We start from the raw sequence: 20,947 nt of genomic DNA on the forward strand, positions 1-20,947 counted from the left end.
CGCGAGGGCACGGGCGGTACCCGTCACCGACGACCAGCAGGAGTGATTCGTGTGGACCGTGTCGCGCTGCGCGGCTTGAAGGCTCGCGGGCACCATGGGGTCTTCCCCCGAGAACGCGAGGAAGGCCAGACCTTCGTCGTCGATCTCGTGCTGAGCCTGGACACCCGGCCCGCCGCGGCCGGCGACGACCTCACGAAGACCGTCCACTACGGCATCGTGGCCGAGGAGGTCGTCGGCATCGTGCAGGGCGAGCCGGTCGACCTGATCGAGACCCTCGCCGAGCGGATCGCCGAGCAGTGCCTGAAGCACGACCCGGTGCGGGAGGTCGAGGTGGTCGTGCACAAGCCGGACGCCCCGATCACCGTGCCCTTCGACGACGTGACCGTAACGATCACCCGGAGCCGAGTATGAGCAGCAGCGACCCGACCGTGCAGCCGGTGCCCGCCTCCGTGGTGGAGCAGGTGGACGCCGCCGATGTGACCCTGAGCAATCCGCAGTGGGCCGTGCTGTCGCTCGGCAGCAACCTGGGCAACCGCCTGGAGACGCTGCAGGGCGCCGTCGACGCCCTGGAGGACACGCCCGGCCTGCGGGTGAAGGCGGTCTCCCCGGTCTACGAGACCGAGCCCTGGGGCGTCGAGCCCGGTTCGCAGCCGTCCTACTTCAACGCGGTGGTGCTGGTGAAGACCACGCTCCCGCCGGCCTCGCTGCTGGAGCGCGGACACGCCATCGAGGAGGCGTTCGAGCGCGTCCGCGACGAGCGCTGGGGGCCGCGGACCATCGACGTGGACATCGTCACCTACCAGGGCGTGATCTCCGACGATCCGCTGCTGACGCTTCCGCACCCGCGCGCCCACGAGCGTGCCTTCGTGCTGGTTCCGTGGTACGACGTGGATCCGGATGCTGTTGTTCCGGGACGTGGCCCGGTCGCCGACCTGCTGGACGGACTCGCCCGCGAGGGCGTACGGCCGCGGGTCGACCTGGAACTCCGGCTGCCCGAATAGCCGTTGGGCGAGTGGCGGCACGGGCGCCATGGGCATGTGTACGACTGGTGACGGATGATGACGACGAGGGGCTGACGGCTCGGTGAAGCAACTTCGGATCGGGGTGCTGCTCGGCCTGTTCGCCGCGGCCGGAGTGCTGTCCTGGGCCGGTGCCCGGCTCTGGGACGCCTTCGGCACGCTGCCGAGCGTGCCGGTCGCGGCGCCGATCGTGCTGGCCGTCATCGCCGTCGTCCTCTTCTCGACGGCCCTCTCGCTCCGCGCGCGGCTGCGCGCCCAGCGCGAGCGGCGCCCCGGAGCCAAGGGCGTCGACCCGCTGCTGGCGGCCAGGGCCGTGGTGTTCGGCCAGGCCAGCGCCCTGGTCGCGGCGCTGGTGTCCGGCGCGTACGGCGGGGTGGGGGTCTTCCTGCTGCTGGACGGCATGGAGACGGACGCCCGGCGGGAGCAGACGATCTACGCCGGGGCCTCGGTGCTGGCCGGGGCCTGTGTGGTGGCCGCGGCGTTCTTCATGGAGCGGGTCTGCAAGCTGCCGGAGGACGACGACGAGGGGCCGGGCGAGGGGAAGCCCGCCTAGGCTCCCGCTCCCGGCCGGCCGGGAGCCGCCGCTCAGCTCGGTGAGGCGGCCCGCAGGCCCCCGCCGGACGGCTCCGCCCGGCCGGCCCGCCGCGCGTCGTCCCCGACCGAGCGGCGCAGGGCCCCGTGCAGGCTCGCCGGGGTGAGGACGCCGAGGAAGTGGTCCCTGCGGTCGCCGTCGAGCACGGCGATCCACCCGGCGTCGTGCTGGAGCATCGTGCTGAACGCCTGCTTCAGCGACGCCCCCACCGGCAGCCAGGCCTCCATGCGCCGGGCGTGGTCCCGCACGGTTCCGCCGTTCGCGTGGACGATCGCGTCCGCGGCCACCCAGCCGTGCAGCTTCTCCCCGTCGTCGAGGACGACGGCCCAGTCGGCGTTCTCGCCGGCGAGGAGGCTGAGGGCGGCCTCCACCGGGTCGTCCAGGTGGACGACGGGAGGCTGCTCCAGGTCGCCGCGTTCGATCGGGGTGACGGAGAGCCGCTTCAGGCCGCGGTCGGCTCCGACGAAGTCGGCGACGTAGGGCGTGGCGGGGGCGCCGAGTACCACCGAGGGCGCGTCGAGCTGCTCGATGCGGCCGTGGCCGTAAACCGCTATGCGGTCTCCCAGCCGGACGGCCTCCTCGATGTCATGGGTGACGAAGAGCACGGTCTTGCGCACCTGTGACTGAAGGCGCAGGAATTCGTTCTGCAGCCGTTCGCGGACGACCGGGTCGACGGCGCCGAACGGTTCGTCCATCAGGAGGACGGGCGGGTCGGCGGCGAGCGCGCGGGCGACGCCCACACGCTGCCGCTGCCCTCCGGAGAGCTGGTCGGGGTAGCGGCCGCCGTGCACGGCGGGGTCGAGCCCGACGAGCTCCAGCAGCTCGGCGGCGCGGTCACGGGCCTTCTTCCGCTGCCAGCCGAGCAGGTACGGCACGGTCGCGGTGTTGTCGAGCACCGTCTTGTGCGGGAACAGCCCGACCTGCTGGATCACATAGCCGATGCGCCGGCGCAGGGCGACCGGGTCGGTCTCCGCGATGTCCTCGCCGTCGAGCAGGATCCGGCCCTCGGTCGGTTCGATCAGCCGGTTGACCATCTTCATCGTGGTGGTCTTGCCGCAGCCGGACGGTCCGACGAGCGTGACCAGCTCGCCCTCCGCCACTTCGAAGGACAGGTCGTCCACGGCGGTCGTGCCATCGGCGTAGCGCTTGGTGACGTGCTCGAATCGGATCACGCCCCCCATTGTTGCCACATCTTCCCCTGCCATGACGTGCCGGAGCCCTGGCTGTGTGACGGCCCACAGGCGATTGTCAGTGGTGGGCGTTAGGGTCGCCAGTAACCGTCGGTGAAGGCCAAGGGGGAGGTGAGCGCGCATGGCGGGGCAGGGCGGCAATTGCCTGATCGACAATGACTGGATCTGCGGCGAGTACGTGCGGACGCGGAGCCATGAGCTCGTGGACGCGACCCTGCAGCACATCGGCATCACGCTGGCGTCCGTCGGCATCGGGCTGCTCGTCGCGTTCCCGCTGGCGCTGGCGGCCCGCCGCTGGCGCGGTGTGGCGGGCCCGGTGCTCGGGCTGACCACGGTGCTCTACACGGTGCCGTCGCTGGCGATGTTCTCGCTGCTGGTGCCGGTCTTCGGGCTCTCGGCGGCCGTGGTGATCACCGGTCTGGTGCTCTACTCGCTGACGATCCTGGTGCGGAACATCCTGGCCGGGCTGGCCGCCGTGCCGGAGGAGGCCCGCGAGGCGGCACGCGGCATGGGGTACGGGCCGATACGGCTGCTGTTCGGGGTGGAGCTGCCGCTCGCCCTGCCGGCGGTGATGGCGGGGGTCCGGATCGCCACCGTGTCCACGGTCTCGCTGACCACCGTCGGCGCGCTCACCGGCTACGGCGGGCTGGGCAATCTGATCTACGAGGGGCTGCACAGCGTCTTCAAGGCCCAGGTCCTGACCGCCTCGGTGCTCTGCGTGCTGCTGGCCGTCGTGGCGGACGTGCTGCTGCTGGGAGTCCAGCGGCTGCTGACGCCCTGGACGAGGAAGCCGCGGGCGCGGCGGGGGTCCGGGGGAGCCGGAAGAGCCGGGGGAGCCGGGGAAGCGCGTGCGGCGCGCGGTGAGCGGAAGAAGGCGGTGGCCTGATGGACGTCGTCTCCAGGACGTGGACGTGGCTCGCCACCGGATCGCACTGGTCCGGCCCGGACGGCGTCTGGCACCGGCTCGCCGAGCACCTCGAGCTGACCGTGGTGTGCCTGGCCCTCTCCTGCGCCATCGCCCTGCCCCTCGCCGTGGTGCTGGGGCACACCGGCCGGGGCGGCGCCCTGGCCGTCAACCTCTCCAACGCGGGCCGGGCCGTGCCCACTTTCGCGGTGCTGGTCCTGCTGACCCTGGGCCCGCTGGGTACGTACGACTCATGGCCCACCATCATCGCCCTCGTCCTCTTCGCGATACCCCCGCTGCTGACCAACGCCTATGTGGGCATGCGCGAGGTGGACCGCGACGTGGTGGAGGCGGCGCGGGGGATGGGGATGTCGGGCCGGCAGGTCGTCGGCCGGGTCGAACTCCCGCTGGCCATGCCGCTGGTGATGACCGGGGTGCGGTCGGCGGCCGTGCAGGTGGTGGCGACGGTCTCCATCGCCGCGATCGTCGGCGGGGGCGGGCTGGGGCGGATCATCACCGCGGGCTTCCGTCTCACCGACACCCCGCAGGTGGTGGCCGGCGCCGTGCTGGTGGCCGTCCTCGCGCTGGTGGTGGAAGGGGCGTTCGTGCTGCTGGAGCGCCGGCTGGGACGCCGGCGGCGGGGAGCCGCCGGGGCGTACCGGATATCCGACGCGTCCGCCGCCGACGTCGACACCGTTCGGACCGCCGGGAGCGCCGCCTGAGCCGGAAGTGACCCGGCGACGCGCGAAAGTGACGGCCTATCAACTGATGCGACGTCAGAAACGAGACGTCCGGGTGGACCGGAAGGCGGTCGCGCCCGGCGTCCGCCGACATGGATGGAGTGCCGCATGACCAGCACCACCCCGCGCCGTGCGCGGATCGCCCGCGCCGCGCTGGCGGCGGCGGGAGTCGCCGCCCTGACGGCGGGCCTGGCCGCGTGCGGCGGGGACAGCCTGGAGAAGTCCGGGGGCGGTGACGGGGGATCCAGTGCGTCGGGCCGGGGATCCCTCGTGATCGGATCCGCTTCGTTCACCGAGTCGAAGGTGCTCGCGGAAATATACGCGGCCCTGCTGAAGGACGCCGGATATTCCACCTCGATCAAGACGGTGGACGCGCGCGAGCTGTATGAACCGGCTCTGGAGAAGGGGCAGATCGATGTCGTCCCGGAGTACGCGGCGACGCTCGCGGAATTCCTGAACAAGAAGCAGAACGGGAAGGACGCCCCGCAGGTCGCCTCCGCCGACTCCGACACCACGCTGAAGGCGCTGCGGAAACTCGCCGAACCGCGGGGACTCAAGGTGCTGGACGCCGGGCGCGCGGTGGACCAGAACGCGTTCGCCGTGTCGGCCGAGTTCGCGGGGAAACACCAGCTCAAGACGCTTTCGGACCTCGGGGCGTCGAAGGAGTCGGTCAAGCTCGCGGCGGGGGACGAGTGCACCGAGCGGCCGTTCTGCAAGCCGGGTCTGGAGAAGACCTACGGCATCCGTGTCGCGGGCATAGACCCCTTGGAGGTCGGCAGCACCCAGGCCAAGCAGGCGGTCAGGAACGGCAAGGACCAGATGGTCCTCACGACGACCACGGACGCCACGTTGGAACAGTTCGGTCTTGTCGTGCTCAAGGACGACAAGAAACTGCAGAACTCCGACAACGTGCTGCCGGTGGTGAATGCGCGGAAGGCAGGTTCACCGCAGGTCGTGGAAGCGCTCGGCAAACTCAACAAGGTGCTGACCACGGAGGACCTCACCGAACTCAACAAGAAGGTGGACGCCGAGCGGCTCAAGCCGGCCGATGTGGCCGCGCAGTACCTCAAGGACAAGGGGCTGCTGGGGAAGTAGGAGCCAAGTGGGAGGCGAGTAGGGAACAAGTAAGATCAAGGGAACGGTTTGGTGCCGGAGTCACACTTTCGTCGCAACGCACGGTAAGTTTCTGGCCATGCCACGAGGACGCCACCGCCATTCCACATCCCTGCACCGGCTTCTTCCCTCTTCGCTGGTCGCCGCGACCTCGGTCGCCTGTGCGGCCGGAGCCTGGACAGTGGGCGAAACGGTCGTCATACGCGGCCTCGCCGCGGGTGCCGCCGTGGCGGCCGTGGTCGGCTCGGTGCTGATGCGCCGTTGGGACCGGTCGGCGGGGAAGCAGGTCGCCCAGCTCACCGCGGCCCGCGCCCGCGACGAGTGGAAGACGGACGAGCGCCTCGCCGAGCTCGAGACGGACCTGGAGGAGACCCGCCAGGCCCGCGCCCGCCTGGAGACCAAGCTCCGCGGCAAGCGCGCCGAGCTGGCCCGGCTCCGGACCGAGCACGCCGACCTGCTGCGCCGCTACGCCACCGCCGAGACCGAGCGGGCCAGTGCCCTCGAGGGCCGGCGGCTGCTGGAGACGGAGCGCTCCACGGGCGAGGCCGCCGGGAACGACGACGAGAAGGCCGGGGTGCCCAAGGCCGCGCGGGCGCTGGAGACCGCCATGCAGGCCCGCTCCCTGGTGCGGGCCCGCTCCGACGGGCGGGTCGGGGAGCGCGAGTACCGCCGGGCGGCGGACGCGCTGCGGGATCTGGCGCGGAACGGGGCTGTGCAGCGGGAGGCGGAGGACCGGGCTTCGGCTTCTGCCTCTGTCCCTGCTTCGGGTTCGGGTTCGGTTGTGAGTGCGCCGGCCGTTCCCGTGTCGGCCCCCGCCGTTCCGGCTCCCGCTGTTCCTGCGCCGGTCGTTTCGGCGCCTGCCGCGCCCGCCGCGCCCGCCGTCGCCGAGGGCGGCGCGGCCCTGGCCGTGCGCGACGCCCGGCCCGCCATGCCGGTGCGGCGGCCCGCGCCTCCGGTACGGCGTGCCACGGGCGGGTTCGACTTCTTCGGGACGCAGCACCAGGCCAAGCAGGCCGCTGCCGCGGCGAAGACGGCTGTCGAGGAGCAGGATCTCGCCGATGTGGTGGGCGAGGAGGCGTTGGCCGCGGAGCGGGGTGCCGACGAGCGGGTCATCGATCTGACGGCTCATGACGAGACCGAGCAGATCGATGTGGTGGAGTTGCGCGACGCGATCTGACGCGCCTGCGGCGGGCTGTGCCCCGGTCCCGCCCCTTCGCCGATTCCTGGGGGCAAGCCCCCAGACCCCCGAAACCGCGCTCCGCGCGGTTGTCCTCAAACGCCGGACGGGCTGAATGGTCAGCCCGTCCCGGGGGTGCGGGGGCGCAGCCCCTGCAACAGGACGCCCGCCCTACTTGTCGATGTCCCCCACCACGAAGAACAGCGACCCCAGAATCGCCACCATGTCCGCCACCAGCGTCCCCGGCAGCAACTCCACCAGCGCCTGGATGTTGTTGTACGAGGCGGACCGCAGCTTCAGCCGGTACGGCGTCTTCTCTCCCTTGGAGACGAGGTAGTACCCGTTGAGCCCCAGCGGGTTCTCGGTCCACGCGTAAGTGGCGCCCTCCGGAGCCTTGAGAACCTTGGGAAGGCGCTGGTTGACCGGGCCGGGCGGGAGGTCGGCCAAGCGGTCGAGGCAGGCGTCGGCCAGGGCGAGGGAGTTGTGCGTCTGGTCGAGCAGGCACTCGAAGCGCGCGAGGCAGTCGCCCTCCTCGCGGGTGACGACCTTGAGGACGTCGGCCAGCTCCCCGTAGGCCAGGTACGGCTCGTCGCGCCGGAGGTCGAAGTCGACGCCCGAGGCCCGGGCGATGGGGCCGCTCACGCCGTACGCGTGCACGGTCTCGCGGGACAGGACCCCGACGCCGCGCGTCCGGCCGCGGAAGATCTCGTTGCCGAGGACCAGGCGGTCGTGGACGTCCATGCGGGAGCGGACCTCGGCGATCGCCTGCCGGGCGCGGCCGGTCCAGCCGGCGGGCAGGTCCTCCTTGAGGCCGCCGACGCGGTTGAACATGTAGTGCATCCGGCCGCCGGAGACCTCCTCCAGCACCGCCTGGAGCACCTCGCGCTCGCGGAAGGCGTGGAAGACGGGCGTGATGCCGCCGAGCTCCAGCGGGTAGGAGCCGAGGAACATCAGGTGGTTGAGGATGCGGTTCAGCTCGGCGAGCAGGGTGCGGAGCCACACCGCGCGCTCGGGCACCTCCATGCCCAGCATGCGCTCGACGGCCATGACGACGCCGAGCTCGTTGGAGAACGCGGACAGCCAGTCGTGGCGGTTGGCGAGCATGACGATCTGGCGGTAGTCGCGGGCCTCGAAGAGTTTCTCCGCGCCGCGGTGCATATAGCCGATCACCGGCTCGGCGCTGCGGATGCGCTCCCCGTCGAGGACGAGGCGCAGCCGCAGCACTCCATGGGTGGAGGGGTGCTGCGGGCCGATGTTGAGCACCATGTCCGTGCTCTCCGCCGCGCCGCCGATGCCGACTGTCGTCTCCGTCATGGGAACAGTTTCTCAGCCGGGCCAGGGCGGTCGCGCGCTCGTGTCCTCCGTGAGGAGGTCCGCGCACTCCGGGCCGACGGGCTGGAGGAGCCAGCGGAAGCCGCCCATGCCGCCGGGTGAGGTCAGTTCGCCGGCCTCGCTCGCCGCGCCCAGGGCCCGGACGTAGGCGGCCGGGTCGGAGGAGGCGAGGGTGAGCGGCGGCCGGCGGCCGTCCACGCCGAGGGCGCGGAGCGCGGCGCGCTGGCTGAGCAGGGTGGCGCCGGGCCCGGCGCAGGCGTCGAGGGCGACGTGCGCGGTGATGTCGCAGTTCCCGTCGGGCACCGGGCGGACCTCCCGGCCCTCCCGGAAGCCGGTGAGGGTGCCGAAGGGCGGACGGGTGGCGCGCTCGTGCGCGTAGTCGGCGGCGACGGCCAGGCCGGACCGCAGGCTGCCGACGGCCCGGGACCACGCCTCGTCCCGCGTCCGGCCGATCTCCGCGCGGCTGCCCGGCGGCGCGCCCTCCAGCGGCCACCAGCGGGCCAGCCACTCCGCGTCCGCGCCCGCCACCGGGTCGCCCGGCAGTTCCTCGCCGTCCTCCTGGACGAGCACCAGGCGCGGGGTGCCGCCGCCGTCCGTCTCGACGACGTCCACCGGGACGTTGTCCAGCCACTCGTTGGCGAAGAGGAGCCCTGTCACCCCTTCGGGTGGCGCGTCCCGCCAGAGGACGCGTTCGTCGAGGCCGTCGGGGCGGTCGGCGCGCTCCACGGCGTACGGGCGGAGCCGGCCGGCCAGCGCGGGCGGGCACTGCGCGAGCACCCCGGTGATCAGTTCGCCGCGCCCGGCGCCCATGTCGACGAAGGCCAGCTCCTCCGGTGACCCCAGGGCGCCGTCGACCCTCCGCAGCAGCTCGGCGATCGCGCCGGCGTAGAGCGGAGAGGCATGCACGGCGGTACGGAAGTGGCCGGCGGGGCCCTCGGGGCGTCGGTAGAAGCCGTGGGGTCCGTAGAGGGCGGTTTCGGCCGCCGCCCGCCAGGTGCGCGTCCCGGATGTCATGTCCCCACGCTATGCGCCCCCGGCCGTTCGCATGGCCTCGGCCCTCCCGGCACCCCTCGCATCCCGCCGCCTCCCTCCACCTTGGGGAGTAGGCGAAGCGGACCGGGATCGATCGCCGGAGGGACCCCGGCACGCGGGCGGGGTGCCTACGCTGGGTGACGTGCACCGCCTCTACGAATTCCTCCGCAGACACCCCACAGGTGTGGACAGCTTCTGGGCCGTGTTGCTGCTGGGGCTGTGCGCCCTGACGCTGACCGAGAACTCGAACGGGCTGCAGAGTCCGGTGCAGCGGGCCGCCGCGGTCGGGGTCTCGCTGCTCATGTGCACGGTGGTGGCGCTGCGGCGCCGGATGCCGGAGAAGATGCTGCTCCTGGCGATCGTCGTCGGGCTGGCCCAGCTCGCGCTCGACGTCGGGGCGAACCTCTACGACGTCCCGATGCTGGTGATCGTCTACACGGTGGCGTCCGGCCCCCACCGCTGGGCCTCCCGGGTGGCGCTGGCGGGCGGTGTGCTGGCGCCCGTCCTGTACTCCTTGCGCTGGCCCGACAAGTCGAGCAATTCCGTCACCCACGACCTCTTCGGCCTCGCCTTCGCCGCTTTCCCCTTCCTCCTCTCCTGGGTCCTCGGCGACCGGATGCGGACCCGCCGCGCCTACTGGGACCAGCTGGAGGAGCGCGCCGCGCGGCTGGAGAAGGAGCGCGAGCAGCAGGCGAAGATGGCGGTCACCGCCGAACGCGCCCGGATCGCCCGCGAGCTGCACGACGTGGTCGCGCACAACGTCTCCGTCATGGTGGTGCAGGCGGACGGCGCCGCCTACGTCCTCGACTCCTCGCCCGAGCAGGCCAAACAGGCGCTGGAGACCATCTCCGGCACCGGCCGCCAGGCGCTCGCCGAGATGCGCCGGCTGCTGGGCGTGCTGCGCACCGAGGACGGCTCCGCGCCGGCCGGCGAGTACGTGCCGCAGCCCGACGTCGAGCAGATCGAGGAGCTCGTCGAGCAGGTGCGCGGCGCCGGCCTGCCGGTCGACTACCGGGTCGAGGGCAGCGCCCGCCCGCTGCCGAGCGGCGTGGAGCTGACCGCCTACCGCATCGTGCAGGAGGCGCTGACCAACACCCGCAAGCACGGCGGCCCCGACGCCGGTGCCAGCGTCCGGCTCACCTACTTCGACGACGGGCTGGGGCTGCTCGTCGAGGACGACGGGCGGGGCGCGCAGCACGAGCTGTACGAGTCCGGCGGCGCCGACGGCATGGGCCACGGGCTGATCGGGATGAGGGAGCGCGTCGGCATGGTCGGGGGCACGCTGGACGCGGGGCCGCGTCCCGGCGGAGGATTCCGGATCAGTGTGCTCCTGCCCGCCAGACCGGGCCGCTGACCACGCTCACCCGTTCATTTGCGAAAGTTCAGTGGGACAGTCCAGTTGGGAAAGGGAACCTCCGCATGGCGATCCGCGTGATGCTCGTCGACGACCAGGTGCTGTTGCGCACCGGCTTCCGCATGGTGCTGGCCGCGCAGCCCGACATGGAGGTCGTCGCCGAGGCGGGTGACGGGGCGGAGGCCCTGGAGGTGCTGGCGGGCACCGAGGTGGACGTGGTGCTGATGGACGTCCGGATGCCGCGGATGGACGGGGTGGAGGCCACCCGCCGCATTTGCGCCCCGCAGGACCGCGAGCGGGCCCCCAAGGTACTGATCCTCACCACCTTCGACCTCGACGAGTACGCGTTCTCGGCGCTCAAGGTCGGGGCCAGCGGCTTCATGCTCAAGGACGTGCCGCCCGCCGAACTGCTCGGCGCCATCCGCTCGGTGTACAGCGGCGACGCGGTGGTGGCGCCCAGCACCACCCGCCGCCTGCTGGACCGTTTCACCCCCATGCTCCCCGGGACCGCCCGCGAGCCCGTCAACGCCGAGATCGACCGCCTGACGGGCCGTGAGCGCGAGGTGATGCTGCTCGTCGCCCAGGGCCTGTCGAACGGGGAGATCGCGGCGCGTCTGGTGCTCTCGGAGGCGACGGTCAAGACGCACGTCGGACGCATCCTGACCAAGCTCGGACTGCGGGACCGGGTGCAGGTGGTGGTGATGGCCTACGAGAGCGGCCTGGTACGGGCCGGGGGCGGCGCGGGCTGACGCGCGCCGCCGGGCCGCGGGCTCACCGCCCGGCCGCCCGCAGGGCCCGCCGCGCCAGCGCGTGCGAGCCGAAGGCCGCCGCCCCGGCGAAGGCCAGTCCGGCCGCCGCCCGCCGGGGGCTCGCCGGCCGCAGGACGCCCGCCTGGCGCAGCCGTCCCCGGGCCCACACCGTGAACGGCAGCACCACCAGCGGGGTGGTGACGACGCCGGGCGTATAGCCCCGGGTGGCCGCCGCCTGGGCCAGGTGGACCAGGCCGTGCAGGCCGAAGCCGTCGAGGGCGGCCTGGTAGAAGGCGGAACGCCCGCCCGTCCGCCGGCCGTCGGCCGCGGCCGCGCCGACGATCACGGCCATCGCCGCGACGGCGACGGGGAACTCGGGGCCGCCCATGGACTCGACCGCGTGCCAGGCCCGTTCGGGTACGCGCGGGTGGCGGGCCCGCAGTTCGGGGAGACGGCCGCGGACGAAGCGGTTCATCGTCGCCAGCTCCTCGGCGTCGTGCACGGCCCAGGCGGCGAGGAGGCCGAGGGTGACGGCGGGGACGGGGCCCGCGTACGGGGCCGTTCGCGCGGATGGTTCCGTGGGTCCTGTCATGAACGGTCACTCTGGCAAGCCCCTTGGGGCCCGTCACCCCCTCCCGTCACGGACGTTGCTCACATCGCGGGGAACGCGTCCCCGCTCACCAACTCCTTCACCGCCACCACCAGATCGTGCGTGCCGGGATGCGTGGGCTGGGCGGGGTGGGCGAGGTAGACGGTGGCCGGTTCAGCGTCGGTGATCCGGACGAAGCGCACTCCAGGGTGGGTGTGGCTCTCGGCGGTGCCCGCGGCGGCGACGCCGATGCTGTCGCCGACGGCGATGACGTTCAGCCACTCGTCGACGTCCTGCACCGCGGCCCCGGTCGCCGGCCGCCGCGTGTCGCCCCACAGGACCGGTCCTGAGGTGCTGTCCTCGCGCCACAGGGTCAGCGTCTCGTCGGAGAGTTCGGCGAGGGTGACCTCCGGCCGGGCGGCCAGCGGGTGGTTGTCGGGGAGGGCGGCGAAACGGTCCTCCGTGTAGAGGGCGAGGACGCGCAGCCGCGGGTCGCCGGGGTCGGCGCGGATCACGGCCGCGTCGGTGTCGCCGGTGGCCAGCCCGGCGATGCCCTCGTCCCGGCGGCGCAGTTCCAGCGGGACGTGCGGGTGGTCGCGCCGCCAGCTCCGCAGCAGCGGGACGGTGGACCGGCCGAGCACCGCGCAGGAGTAGCCCAGGCGCAGCGGCCGGGAGACGGCGGCGGTGTCGGCGAGGGCGGCGTCGACGTGCGCGAGGATCGCCCGGCCGTGGTCGTACAGCGTGCGCCCGGCGGGGGTGAGGGCGAGCCGGCGGGAGGAGCGGTCGACCAGGGCCACGCCGACGTGGTGTTCCAGCCGGGCGAGCGTGCGGGACAGGGCCGGCTGCGTCAGGTGCAGCCGGGCGGCGGCGGCCGTGACGGTGCCCTCGTCGGCGATGGTCACGAGGGCGCGGAGATGGCGCAGTTCGACATCCATGCGTGAGGAGCATAGTGCCTGCGCAGACGGCATTTCCGGGCGTGCGACGGGCTCCGTACGGTCGTTCTCGGCAGTCAGTCCGCATCTCGTGACCTCAGGGAAGAGAGCCCCCCGTGAAGATCCTCCTCGTCGGCGCCTCCGGCACCATCGGCCGCGCCGTCCACACCGTCCTGACCGGGCGCGGCCACCAGGTGGTGACCGTCGGCCGCACCGGCGGCGACCTGCGCGCCGACGTCTCCGACCCCGCCGCCGTCACCCGGCTCTACGAGCAGGTCGACGGGCTGGACGCGGTCGCCGTCGCCGCCGGCGACGCCGTCTTCGCGCCGCTCGGCGGGCTGACGTACGACGACCTCGCCGCCACGCTCCGCAGCAAGGCGCTGAGCCAGCTCGAACTCGTCCGGCAGGGCGCCCGCCACATCGCCGCCGACGGCTCGTTCACGCTGGTCACGGGCGTGCTCACCCACGAGCCGATCCCCGCGGGCGCGGCCGCCGCGGCGGCCAACGGCGCCGTCGACGCCTTCGTCCGCGCGGCGGCGGTGGAGCTGGCGCCGCAGCGGGTGAACGCCGTGAGCCCGGGCGTCGTCGCGGAGTCGTCGGACGCGTACGACAGCGCGTTCCCCGGGATGGGGACGGTGTCGGCGGAGCAGGTGGCGCAGGCGTACGTGCGGTCGATCGAGGGGCGGCTGACGGGGCGGACGTTCCGGGTCGGGTACTGACCGGGCGGACCGCCTACCTCAGGACCCCCTCCAGGAAGTCGCTGCCCAGCCGTGCCACCACCGTCAGGTCCAGCTGGTGGAGGACGTACCGCCCCCGCCGCCGGGTCGTGATCAGCCCGGCCTTCTTCAGCACCTTGATGTGGCGGGAGGCCTCCGGCGCGCTGATGTTGTGCTCGGCGGCCAGCTCGCCGGTGGTGCAGGCGCTGCGCGCCAGCCAGCGGCACATCCGCAGCCGCATGGGGTGGGCCAGGGCCTCCAGGCGGCGTTCGATCAGTTCCAGGGAGGCGGGGCCGGCCGCCTCGGGGGAGTCGATCGGGTAGTGGATCACCGGCCGCCACCCCGGGGCGGCCAGCACCAGCAGGTGGGGCCAGCCGAAGGCGGACGGGAGGAGGGTGATGCCGGGGGCGACCGCCGGGTCCAGGGCGGTGGTCCGGCCGGACGACAGCTTGTCCACCCGGATGCGGGTGGACGCGGCCTCCTCCTCCAGCGTGACCGCGGGCGACACCTCGGCCAGTGCCCCGCGCAGTCCCTTGTGACGCAGCAGTTCGTTCTTGTGCCGGATGTCGGTCGCGAGCTGGAAGCCCACCCGGCGCCAGACGTCTCCGAAGAACGCCTCCTCGCAGTCCTCGAACAGGCGGCGTAGCCAGGCCCGGACGTCCTGCGGGTCGCTCAGCATGCGGTGCGCGAACTGCAGTTGGCGCGGGCCGCGGGCGGCCGCGCGTTCCAGGGCGCGGTCGCGGGCGACCGGGTCCCGCAGCGGTGAGTCGGAGTTCGGGGCGTAGTAGTTCGAGCAGGCGAGTTCCAGTGCCGCCGAGACGTACTGCTCGTCGTCGAGCCGGTCGAGCAGGTCCAGGTCGTCCTTGAGGGTGGCGCCCGGGCGGCCGCCGGTGTCCGGGAGGGCGGCGAAGGCGTCGAAGATGTCGGAGATCCCCGTCGTCCACAGGAAGTCGGCGTCGCAGAGCCGGTCCGCGAGGTCCGGCTTGAGGCCGGCCGCCGTGGCGGTCACCCAGCCGTGCAGTCCGGGGTGGTGCTTGGGCTGCGCCAGGACGTGCAGGGCGTGCCCCAGCTCGGTGAGGGGCGATGCGGCGAAGACGACACGCTCGGGCGGCAGGCCCGTGACGTCGATCAACAGGGTCATGCCCCTCATTCTGTGCGCTTCGCGGGCCGGTCCCCGATCGATTGACGGTCCGCGTCAATCGACGCGCGGGAGGGCGGGTCCGCGGCGCACCGTGGAGGCATGGACGCAACGCAGCAGCAGATGTTCGACAGTTACCGCGCGGCCCGGCGGGGCGAGACCGCCCCGCCCGCGCCGGGGACGTACGAGGTGGAGACGGTCCGGCAGATCCGGATGTGGCGGGAGTTCCTGGCCGTGCTGGACGGGCGGGTGAAGCGGAGGAAACGAGGGCGGCCGGCGCGACGGCCCGCCGGTGCGGCGGTGCGGCAGGTGCCGCAGGGTGCCGGGGACCTGCGGGGCGTTGAGCCCGCCGATGCGGTCCGGGCGCGTACGGGGTGCGGCTCGGGGGCGGCCGGGGCGTGACGCGCTCCGGTAAGGGCCCGGGCGTGACGCGTTCCGGGGCCGGTCCGGACACGGCTTGGGCACGGCCCGGACGCGGGCCTGACGCGGGCCCGGAGGGGCCCCGGCGTAACCGGCGATACGCCGGGAGCGTTCCGGCGCGGGCCCGTCGCGGCACTGGCGCGTTCTGGCTCGGCCCCGGAGCAGCGCGGGCGGGTGTCCCGCCCTCGCCCCCCGCCGACGAGTGCCGAGCGGCCCTCGCGGAGGCAGGCCGCCGTCTCCCGGGCCCGGCCGTGGCGGAACCCCGGCAGCGCCCCGGCGGGCCCGGTTCGGCACCGACGCGCGGCCCCGCCCGGACCGGTCCGGCGCGGCCCCGCCGGCAGCCCGGCCCGCCCCTGCCGGCGGGCCCGGACGGCCCCCTCGCCGGGCCGCCGCCGTCCTCCTCGCGAGCGATCGGGAGCGCGTAGCATGACAGCGGAATCGTCCGGTACCCCCGCGGACTGGAACGGAAGGCACCCCGCCGCGTGAACGCACAACCAACCCCCGACCGGCCGAGCCCGCAAGACCGGCCCGCCCGCCTGACGGTCGGCGTCGTCGGCGCGGGCCGGGTGGGCCCCGCCCTCGCCGCGTCGCTCCAGCTCGCCGGGCACCGGCCCGTCGCCGTCTCGGGCGTCTCCGACGCCTCGCTGCGGCGCGCGGCCGAGATCCTGCCGGGCGTCCCCGTCGTCCCGCCCGCCGAGGTGCTGGCGCGGGCCGAACTGGTCCTGCTCACCGTCCCGGACGACGTCCTGCCGGGGCTCGTCGCCGGGCTGGCCGAGACCGGGGCCGTCCGCCCCGGGCAGCTGCTCGCGCACACCTCCGGACGGCACGGCGCGGCCGTGCTCGACCCGGCGACCAGGGCCGGAGCCCTGCCGCTCGCCCTGCACCCCGCCATGACCTTCACCGGCACGCCGGTGGACGTCCAGCGGCTGGCCGGCTGCTCGTTCGGCGTCACCGCGCCCGAGGAACTGCGGCTCGCCGCCGAGGCGCTGGTGATCGAGATGGGCGGCGAGCCGGAGTGGATCGACGAGGCCGCCCGGCCGCTCTACCACGCGGCCCTGGCCATCGGCGCGAACCACCTGGTCACCCTGGTGGCCCAGGCCATGGAGCTGCTGTCCGCGGCCGGTGTCGGCAGCCCGTCCCGGATGCTCGGTCCGCTGCTCGGCGCGGCGCTCGACAACGCGCTCCGCAGCGGTGACGCCGCGCTGACCGGCCCGGTCGCGCGCGGCGACGCGGGCACCGTCGCCGCCCACGTCGCGGAGTTGCGCCGGCACGCGCCGCAGGCGGTCGCCGGGTACCTGGCGATGGCCCGGACGACGGCGGACCGCGCGCTCGCGCACGGCCTGCTCAAGCCGGAGCTGGCGGAAGACCTGCTCGGCGTCCTCGCGAACGAGGCGAACGAGGCGGGCGGACCGGGTAGGACGAACGGGCCGGGCAGGAGGAACGGGACGGACGGAACGGCCGGTTCGGGCCCGGCGGACGGAGGAGACGAGTGACCATCCGGCTCGTACGCGACACCGCGGAGCTCCAGGCGCTCCCGCGCGACCCCGCGGCCCGCCGCGCCGTCGTCATGACCATGGGCGCCCTCCACGAGGGCCACGCCACCCTGATCCGCGAGGCCCGCCGGCTCGCCGGGCCGGACGGCCAGGTCGTCGTCACCGTCTTCGTCAACCCGCTCCAGTTCGGCCCGAACGAGGACCTCGACCGTTACCCGCGGACCCTCGACGCCGACGTCGCCCTCGCGGAGGACGCCGGCGCGGACGCCGTCTTCGCCCCGTCCGTCGCCGAGGTCTACCCGGGCGGCGAGCCCGAGGTGCGGATCAGCGCCGGTCCCATGGGCGAACGCCTCGAAGGCGCCCACCGCCCCGGCCACTTCGACGGCGTGCTGACGGTCGTCGCCAAGTTGCTGCACCTCAGCCGGCCGGACTCCGCCCTCTTCGGGCAGAAGGACGCCCAGCAGCTCGCGATGATCCGCCGCATGGTCCGGGACCTCAACTTCCCGGTGGAGATCGTCGGCGTGCCGACCGTCCGCGAGGCCGACGGCCTGGCCCTGTCCAGCCGCAACCGCTACCTCTCGGCCGCCGACCGGGCCTCCGCCCTGGCGCTCTCCCGCGCCCTGTCCGCCGCGGCCGGCGCCGCGGACCGCGGCCCGTCCGCCGTCCGCGAGACCGCCCGCGCGGTCCTGGACGCCGCGGCGACCCTGGAGCCCCCGGTCGTCCTCGACTACCTGGCGCTGGTCGATCCGGCCGACTTCACCGAGGTGCCCGCCGGGTTCACCGGCGAGGCGGTCCTCGCGGTCGCCGCCCGGGTCGGCACCACCCGTCTCATCGACAACATCGTGCTGGACTTCACCCTGGGGGAACGGTCATGACCGGTATACGACTCACGGCTCCGCGGCCCGGCTGGTCCGTCGACGCGGACGTCGTCGTCATCGGGTCGGGCGTCGCCGGCCTCACCGTCGCGCTGCGCAGCGCGGCCGCCGGCGCGCGGGTCGCGATCGTCACCAAGGCCCGCCTCGACGCCGGTTCCACCCGCTGGGCCCAGGGCGGTATCGCCGCCGCCCTCGACGAGGGGGACACCCCCGCGCAGCACCTCGACGACACGCTCGTCGCCGGTGTCGGCCTCTGCGACGAGGAGGCCGTCCGCACGCTCGTCACCGAGGGCCCGGACGCCGTCCGCCGGCTCATGGCCACCGGTGCCCGCTTCGACGCCGACCCGGCCACCGGCGAGGTCCAGCTGGGCCGTGAGGGCGGCCACCACCGCAACCGCATCGTGCACGCGGGCGGCGACGCGACCGGCGCCGAGGTCTCGCGCGCCCTGGTCGCGGCGGTCCGCGCGGCGGACATCCGGATCATCGAGCACGCTCTGGTCCTCGACCTCATCAAGGACGCCGCCGGCCGGGCGGCCGGCGTCTCCCTGCACGTCATGGGCGAGGGCCGGCACGACGGGGTGGGCGCCGTCCGCGCCCGGGCCGTGGTGCTCGCCACCGGCGGCATGGGCCAGGTGTTCGCCGCGACCACCAACCCCGCCGTCTCCACCGGCGACGGCGTCGCCCTGGCGCTGCGCGCCGGCGCCGAGATCTCCGACCTGGAGTTCGTCCAGTTCCACCCCACCGTGCTCTGGCTCGGCCCGGACGCCGAGGGCCAGCTGCCGCTGGTCTCCGAGGCGGTCCGCGGCGAGGGCGCCCACCTGGTCGACGCCGACGGCGTCCGCTTCATGGTCGGGCAGCACGAACTCGCCGAGCTGGCGCCGCGCGACATCGTCACCAAGGGCATCATGCGCCGGATGCAGGAGACCGGCGCCGACCACATGTTCCTGGACGGCCGGCACTTCGGCGCCGCCATGTGGGCCGAGCGCTTTCCGACCATCCTGGCCGCCTGCCGCGCGCACGACATCGACCCGGTGACCGAGCCGATCCCGGTCGCCCCGGCCGCGCACTACGCGTCCGGCGGCGTCCGTACCGACGCGCACGGCCGGACGACCGTGCCCGGCCTGTACGCGTGCGGCGAGGTCGCCTGCACCGGCGTGCACGGCGCGAACCGGCTGGCGTCCAACTCACTGCTGGAGGGCCTGGTCTTCGCCGAGCGCATCACGGCGGCCGTGACCGCCGACGGGACCGTTCCCGGCGAGCCCGTACCGGCGGACGGCCCCGGCGAACCGCTCGTCGCCCCCGAGGACCGCCACATGATCCAGCGGATCATGACCCGGGGCGCCGGGGTCCTGCGCTCCGCCGCCGGCCTCGCCGAGGCGGCGGACCGCCTCGACGCCGTCCGCCGCGCCGCGCACACCGACGGCAAGAGCGCCGAGCCCGGCACCGAGGCGTGGGAGGCCACCAACCTCCTGCTGGTCGCCCGCGTCCTGGTCGCCGCCGCGCTGCGCCGTGAGGAGACCCGCGGCAGCCACTGGCGCGAGGACCGCCCCGACCGCGACGACGACCGGTGGCGCCGCCACCTCCTCGTCGCCCTCCGCCCGGACCGTACGCTTGCGGTCTCCACCACGGAGACGGCCGCCTTCCCCCCGGTTTTCCCGTCTTCCCCCTCTTCCCCGCATTCCGCACCGAGGAGCACCGCGTGACCACGCCCGACGACCTCCAGTACCGGCTCACCACCCTGACCGACGAACCGGGCTGCGGCGGCGACTGCGCCTGCGGCGAGGGGGCCTCCGCCTACGAGTGCGGGCTCGACAGCGGCCTCGCGGCGCTGCTCGCGGACGCCGGTCTCGACCCGCTGCTGGTCGAGGAGATCGCGCACATGACGGTCGAGGAGGACCTGGACGGCGGCGTGGACGTCACCTCCGTGGCCACCATCCCCGAGGACGCCGTCGCCACCGGTGACTTCACCGCCCGCGAGGCCGGCACGGTGGCCGGGCTGCGGGTCGCCGAGGCGATCCTCTCCGTCGTCTGCACCGACGACTTCGAGGTCGAGCGGCACGTCGAGGACGGCGACCGGGTCGACGCCGGGCAGCGCCTGCTGTCCGTCACCACCCGCACCCGCGACCTGCTCACCGCCGAGCGCGGCATGCTCAACCTGATCTGCCGCCTCTCCGGCATCGCCACCGCCACCCGGCTCTGGGCCGACGTGCTGGAGGGCACCGGCGCCGCGGTCCGCGACACCCGGAAGACGACGCCCGGTCTGCGCGCCCTGGAGAAGTACGCGGTCCGCTGCGGCGGCGGCGTCAACCACCGGATGTCCCTCTCGGACGCCGCGCTGGTCAAGGACAACCACGTGGTCGCGGCGGGCGGCGTCGCCCAGGCGTTCCGGGCCGTCCGCGAGCGGTTCCCCGAGCTGCCGATCGAGGTCGAGGTCGACCACCTGGAGCAGATCCCGCCGGTCCTCGCCGAGGGCGCCGACCTGATCCTGCTCGACAACTTCACCGTCGAGCAGACCCGCGAGGCCGTCACCCTGGTCGACGGCCGCGCCCGGCTGGAGTCCTCCGGCCGGCTCACCCTGGCCAACGCGCACGAGTACGCCGCCACCGGCGTCGACTACCTGGCCGTCGGCTCGCTCACGCACTCCTCGCCGATCCTCGACATCGGCCTGGACCTGCGGGAGCAGGAGGGAGCTGTCTGATGCTGCTCACCATCGACGTCGGCAACACCCAGACCGTCCTCGGCCTCTTCGACGGCGACGAGATCGTCGAGCACTGGCGGATCTCCACCGACCCCCGGCGCACCGCCGACGAGCTCGCCGTCCTCTTCCAGGGCCTCATGGGGCGCCACCCGCTCCTCGGCGACGACCTGGGCGACGGCATCGAGGGCATCGCCATCTGTTCGACGGTCCCGTCGGTGCTGCACGAGATGCGCGAGGTGACCCGCCGCTACTACGGCGACGTCCCGGCCGTCCTGGTCGAGCCGGGCGTGAAGACCGGCGTGCCGATCCTCATGGACAACCCCAAGGAGGTCGGCGCGGACCGCATCATCAACGCGGTCGCCGCCGTCGAGCTCTACGACGGCCCCTGCATCGTCGTCGACTTCGGCACGGCCACCACCTTCGACGCGGTCAGCGTCCGCGGCGAGTACGTGGGCGGGGTCATCGCGCCGGGCATCGAGATCTCCGTCGAGGCGCTGGGCGTCAAGGGCGCCCAGCTCCGCAAGATCGAACTGGCCCGGCCGCGCAGCGTGATCGGCAAGAACACCGTCGAGGCGATGCAGTCCGGCATCATCCACGGCTTCGCCGGCCAGGTGGACGGCGTCGTCAACCGGATGGCGCGGGAGCTCGCGGACGATCCGGACGACGTCACCGTCATCGCCACCGGCGGCCTGGCGCCGCTGGTGCTCGGCGAGGCCACGGTGATCGACGAGCACGAGCCCTGGCTGACGCTGATCGGCCTGCGGCTGGTGTACGAGCGGAACGTGGCGCGGGCGTAGGGACCGGTCCGGGCGAGGGGGCGTGTTCGAGCCACGCCGCAGGGGCCGCGCTAAGCGAAAATTGTCCGTTTAGCACTTAAAGTCGGC

Annotated in this window: 22 protein-coding genes; 16 read left to right on the forward strand and 6 right to left on the reverse strand. The window is 73.8% G+C overall.

Annotated features, from left to right (window positions below; genetic code table 11):
• Window positions 1-51 precede the first annotated feature (51 nt).
• The 3 genes from folB to ACH4PU_RS31645 all read left to right on the forward strand — a co-directional run bounded on the left by folB (window position 52) and on the right by ACH4PU_RS31645 (window position 1,572).
• Window positions 52-411: a dihydroneopterin aldolase gene (gene folB, locus ACH4PU_RS31635; RefSeq protein ID WP_185942274.1), complete on the forward strand. Its 360-nt coding sequence runs from the start codon at window positions 52-54 to the stop codon at window positions 409-411.
• Window positions 408-1,001, forward strand: coding sequence for a 2-amino-4-hydroxy-6-hydroxymethyldihydropteridine diphosphokinase (folK, locus tag ACH4PU_RS31640; protein WP_398279793.1), 594 nt, complete (start codon window positions 408-410; stop codon window positions 999-1,001). Before folB ends, folK begins: the two co-directional genes overlap by 4 nt.
• Before the next feature lie 82 nt (window positions 1,002-1,083).
• A complete protein-coding gene (locus ACH4PU_RS31645; protein ID WP_398279796.1) occupies window positions 1,084-1,572 on the forward strand; it encodes a DUF3180 domain-containing protein in 489 nt (162 codons plus the stop codon).
• A gap of 32 nt (window positions 1,573-1,604) precedes the next feature.
• Here ACH4PU_RS31645 and ACH4PU_RS31650 read toward each other — a convergent pair whose 3' ends face one another.
• Entirely contained in the window at window positions 1,605-2,783 is a 1,179-nt protein-coding gene (locus ACH4PU_RS31650; RefSeq protein WP_398279799.1) for an ABC transporter ATP-binding protein, read from the reverse strand.
• A 139-nt stretch (window positions 2,784-2,922) separates the two neighbouring features.
• On the opposite strand from ACH4PU_RS31650, the gene ACH4PU_RS31655 reads away from it, so the two are divergent.
• The 4 genes from ACH4PU_RS31655 to ACH4PU_RS31670 all read left to right on the forward strand — a co-directional run bounded on the left by ACH4PU_RS31655 (window position 2,923) and on the right by ACH4PU_RS31670 (window position 6,735).
• Window positions 2,923-3,687 (forward strand): ABC transporter permease, encoded by a 765-nt coding sequence (locus ACH4PU_RS31655; RefSeq protein WP_398279802.1) that lies wholly within the window; start codon window positions 2,923-2,925, stop codon window positions 3,685-3,687.
• Window positions 3,687-4,427, forward strand: coding sequence for an ABC transporter permease (locus tag ACH4PU_RS31660; RefSeq protein ID WP_398279805.1), 741 nt, complete (start codon window positions 3,687-3,689; stop codon window positions 4,425-4,427). Before ACH4PU_RS31655 ends, ACH4PU_RS31660 begins: the two co-directional genes overlap by 1 nt.
• A gap of 126 nt (window positions 4,428-4,553) precedes the next feature.
• Window positions 4,554-5,540, forward strand: a complete 987-nt coding sequence (locus ACH4PU_RS31665) for an ABC transporter substrate-binding protein (RefSeq protein WP_398279808.1) — start codon at window positions 4,554-4,556, stop codon at window positions 5,538-5,540.
• A 199-nt stretch (window positions 5,541-5,739) separates the two neighbouring features.
• The gene (locus ACH4PU_RS31670; protein WP_398279811.1) at window positions 5,740-6,735 is read left to right on the forward strand and encodes a hypothetical protein; all 996 of its coding nucleotides are present in this window, start codon (window positions 5,740-5,742) and stop codon (window positions 6,733-6,735) included.
• A 171-nt stretch (window positions 6,736-6,906) separates the two neighbouring features.
• On the opposite strand, the gene ACH4PU_RS31675 is transcribed toward ACH4PU_RS31670, so the two are convergent.
• Together ACH4PU_RS31675 and ACH4PU_RS31680 are read right to left on the reverse strand one after the other, a co-directional pair.
• Window positions 6,907-8,049, reverse strand: coding sequence for an NADH-quinone oxidoreductase subunit D (locus ACH4PU_RS31675; protein WP_398279814.1), 1,143 nt, complete (start codon window positions 8,047-8,049; stop codon window positions 6,907-6,909).
• 12 nt (window positions 8,050-8,061) lie between these two features.
• Window positions 8,062-9,081: an SAM-dependent methyltransferase gene (locus tag ACH4PU_RS31680; RefSeq protein ID WP_398279817.1), complete on the reverse strand. Its 1,020-nt coding sequence runs from the start codon at window positions 9,079-9,081 to the stop codon at window positions 8,062-8,064.
• 160 nt (window positions 9,082-9,241) lie between these two features.
• On the opposite strand from ACH4PU_RS31680, the gene ACH4PU_RS31685 reads away from it, so the two are divergent.
• Together ACH4PU_RS31685 and ACH4PU_RS31690 are read left to right on the forward strand one after the other, a co-directional pair.
• On the forward strand, window positions 9,242-10,453 hold the full coding sequence (locus ACH4PU_RS31685; RefSeq protein WP_398279820.1) for a sensor histidine kinase: 1,212 nt from the start codon (window positions 9,242-9,244) through the stop codon (window positions 10,451-10,453).
• Window positions 10,454-10,518: 65 nt separating this feature from the next.
• Window positions 10,519-11,202, forward strand: a complete 684-nt coding sequence (locus ACH4PU_RS31690; protein ID WP_398279823.1) for a response regulator — start codon at window positions 10,519-10,521, stop codon at window positions 11,200-11,202.
• Between the two features lie 22 nt (window positions 11,203-11,224).
• On the opposite strand, the gene ACH4PU_RS31695 is transcribed toward ACH4PU_RS31690, so the two are convergent.
• Together ACH4PU_RS31695 and ACH4PU_RS31700 are read right to left on the reverse strand one after the other, a co-directional pair.
• Window positions 11,225-11,794: an HXXEE domain-containing protein gene (locus ACH4PU_RS31695; RefSeq protein WP_398279826.1), complete on the reverse strand. Its 570-nt coding sequence runs from the start codon at window positions 11,792-11,794 to the stop codon at window positions 11,225-11,227.
• A gap of 59 nt (window positions 11,795-11,853) precedes the next feature.
• On the reverse strand, window positions 11,854-12,726 hold the full coding sequence (locus tag ACH4PU_RS31700) for a LysR family transcriptional regulator (protein WP_398279829.1): 873 nt from the start codon (window positions 12,724-12,726) through the stop codon (window positions 11,854-11,856).
• A gap of 113 nt (window positions 12,727-12,839) precedes the next feature.
• Between ACH4PU_RS31700 and ACH4PU_RS31705 the strand changes: the two genes are divergently transcribed.
• Window positions 12,840-13,442, forward strand: a complete 603-nt coding sequence (locus tag ACH4PU_RS31705) for a short chain dehydrogenase (protein WP_398279832.1) — start codon at window positions 12,840-12,842, stop codon at window positions 13,440-13,442.
• Between the two features lie 13 nt (window positions 13,443-13,455).
• On the opposite strand, the gene ACH4PU_RS31710 is transcribed toward ACH4PU_RS31705, so the two are convergent.
• Entirely contained in the window at window positions 13,456-14,574 is a 1,119-nt protein-coding gene (locus ACH4PU_RS31710) for a DUF5937 family protein (protein ID WP_398279938.1), read from the reverse strand.
• A gap of 105 nt (window positions 14,575-14,679) precedes the next feature.
• On the opposite strand from ACH4PU_RS31710, the gene ACH4PU_RS31715 reads away from it, so the two are divergent.
• From ACH4PU_RS31715 to ACH4PU_RS31740, 6 genes are all read left to right on the forward strand, one after another.
• Window positions 14,680-14,979, forward strand: a complete 300-nt coding sequence (locus ACH4PU_RS31715; protein ID WP_398279835.1) for a hypothetical protein — start codon at window positions 14,680-14,682, stop codon at window positions 14,977-14,979.
• Window positions 14,980-15,479: 500 nt separating this feature from the next.
• Window positions 15,480-16,490, forward strand: a complete 1,011-nt coding sequence (locus ACH4PU_RS31720; protein ID WP_398279838.1) for a Rossmann-like and DUF2520 domain-containing protein — start codon at window positions 15,480-15,482, stop codon at window positions 16,488-16,490.
• Complete coding sequence (gene panC, locus ACH4PU_RS31725; protein WP_398279841.1) at window positions 16,487-17,365, forward strand: pantoate--beta-alanine ligase; 879 nt, start codon at window positions 16,487-16,489, stop codon at window positions 17,363-17,365. The genes ACH4PU_RS31720 and panC overlap by 4 nt, the downstream gene beginning before the upstream one ends.
• Entirely contained in the window at window positions 17,362-19,068 is a 1,707-nt protein-coding gene (locus tag ACH4PU_RS31730; protein WP_398279844.1) for an L-aspartate oxidase, read from the forward strand. Before panC ends, ACH4PU_RS31730 begins: the two co-directional genes overlap by 4 nt.
• On the forward strand, window positions 19,065-20,063 hold the full coding sequence (gene nadC / locus ACH4PU_RS31735; RefSeq protein ID WP_398279847.1) for a carboxylating nicotinate-nucleotide diphosphorylase: 999 nt from the start codon (window positions 19,065-19,067) through the stop codon (window positions 20,061-20,063). The genes ACH4PU_RS31730 and nadC overlap by 4 nt, the downstream gene beginning before the upstream one ends.
• Entirely contained in the window at window positions 20,063-20,860 is a 798-nt protein-coding gene (locus ACH4PU_RS31740; protein WP_398279850.1) for a type III pantothenate kinase, read from the forward strand. Before nadC ends, ACH4PU_RS31740 begins: the two co-directional genes overlap by 1 nt.
• Window positions 20,861-20,947 lie beyond the last annotated feature (87 nt).

The organism is Streptomyces sp. NPDC021100, from assembly GCF_044333095.1.
GTDB lineage: Bacteria > Actinomycetota > Actinomycetes > Streptomycetales > Streptomycetaceae > Streptomyces.

Coding starts and splice junctions, on each gene's coding strand:
- ACH4PU_RS31680 (WP_398279817.1), bottom strand. CDS start 9,081: ATGACATCCGGGACGCGCACCTGGCGGGCGGCGGCCGAAACCGCCCTC.
- ACH4PU_RS31700 (WP_398279829.1), bottom strand. CDS start 12,726: ATGGATGTCGAACTGCGCCATCTCCGCGCCCTCGTGACCATCGCCGAC.
- ACH4PU_RS31695 (WP_398279826.1), bottom strand. CDS start 11,794: ATGACAGGACCCACGGAACCATCCGCGCGAACGGCCCCGTACGCGGGC.
- ACH4PU_RS31655 (WP_398279802.1), top strand. CDS start 2,923: ATGGCGGGGCAGGGCGGCAATTGCCTGATCGACAATGACTGGATCTGC.
- ACH4PU_RS31690 (WP_398279823.1), top strand. CDS start 10,519: ATGGCGATCCGCGTGATGCTCGTCGACGACCAGGTGCTGTTGCGCACC.
- ACH4PU_RS31740 (WP_398279850.1), top strand. CDS start 20,063: ATGCTGCTCACCATCGACGTCGGCAACACCCAGACCGTCCTCGGCCTC.
- ACH4PU_RS31730 (WP_398279844.1), top strand. CDS start 17,362: ATGACCGGTATACGACTCACGGCTCCGCGGCCCGGCTGGTCCGTCGAC.
- ACH4PU_RS31660 (WP_398279805.1), top strand. CDS start 3,687: ATGGACGTCGTCTCCAGGACGTGGACGTGGCTCGCCACCGGATCGCAC.
- ACH4PU_RS31665 (WP_398279808.1), top strand. CDS start 4,554: ATGACCAGCACCACCCCGCGCCGTGCGCGGATCGCCCGCGCCGCGCTG.
- folK (WP_398279793.1), top strand. CDS start 408: ATGAGCAGCAGCGACCCGACCGTGCAGCCGGTGCCCGCCTCCGTGGTG.
- ACH4PU_RS31675 (WP_398279814.1), bottom strand. CDS start 8,049: ATGACGGAGACGACAGTCGGCATCGGCGGCGCGGCGGAGAGCACGGAC.
- ACH4PU_RS31715 (WP_398279835.1), top strand. CDS start 14,680: ATGGACGCAACGCAGCAGCAGATGTTCGACAGTTACCGCGCGGCCCGG.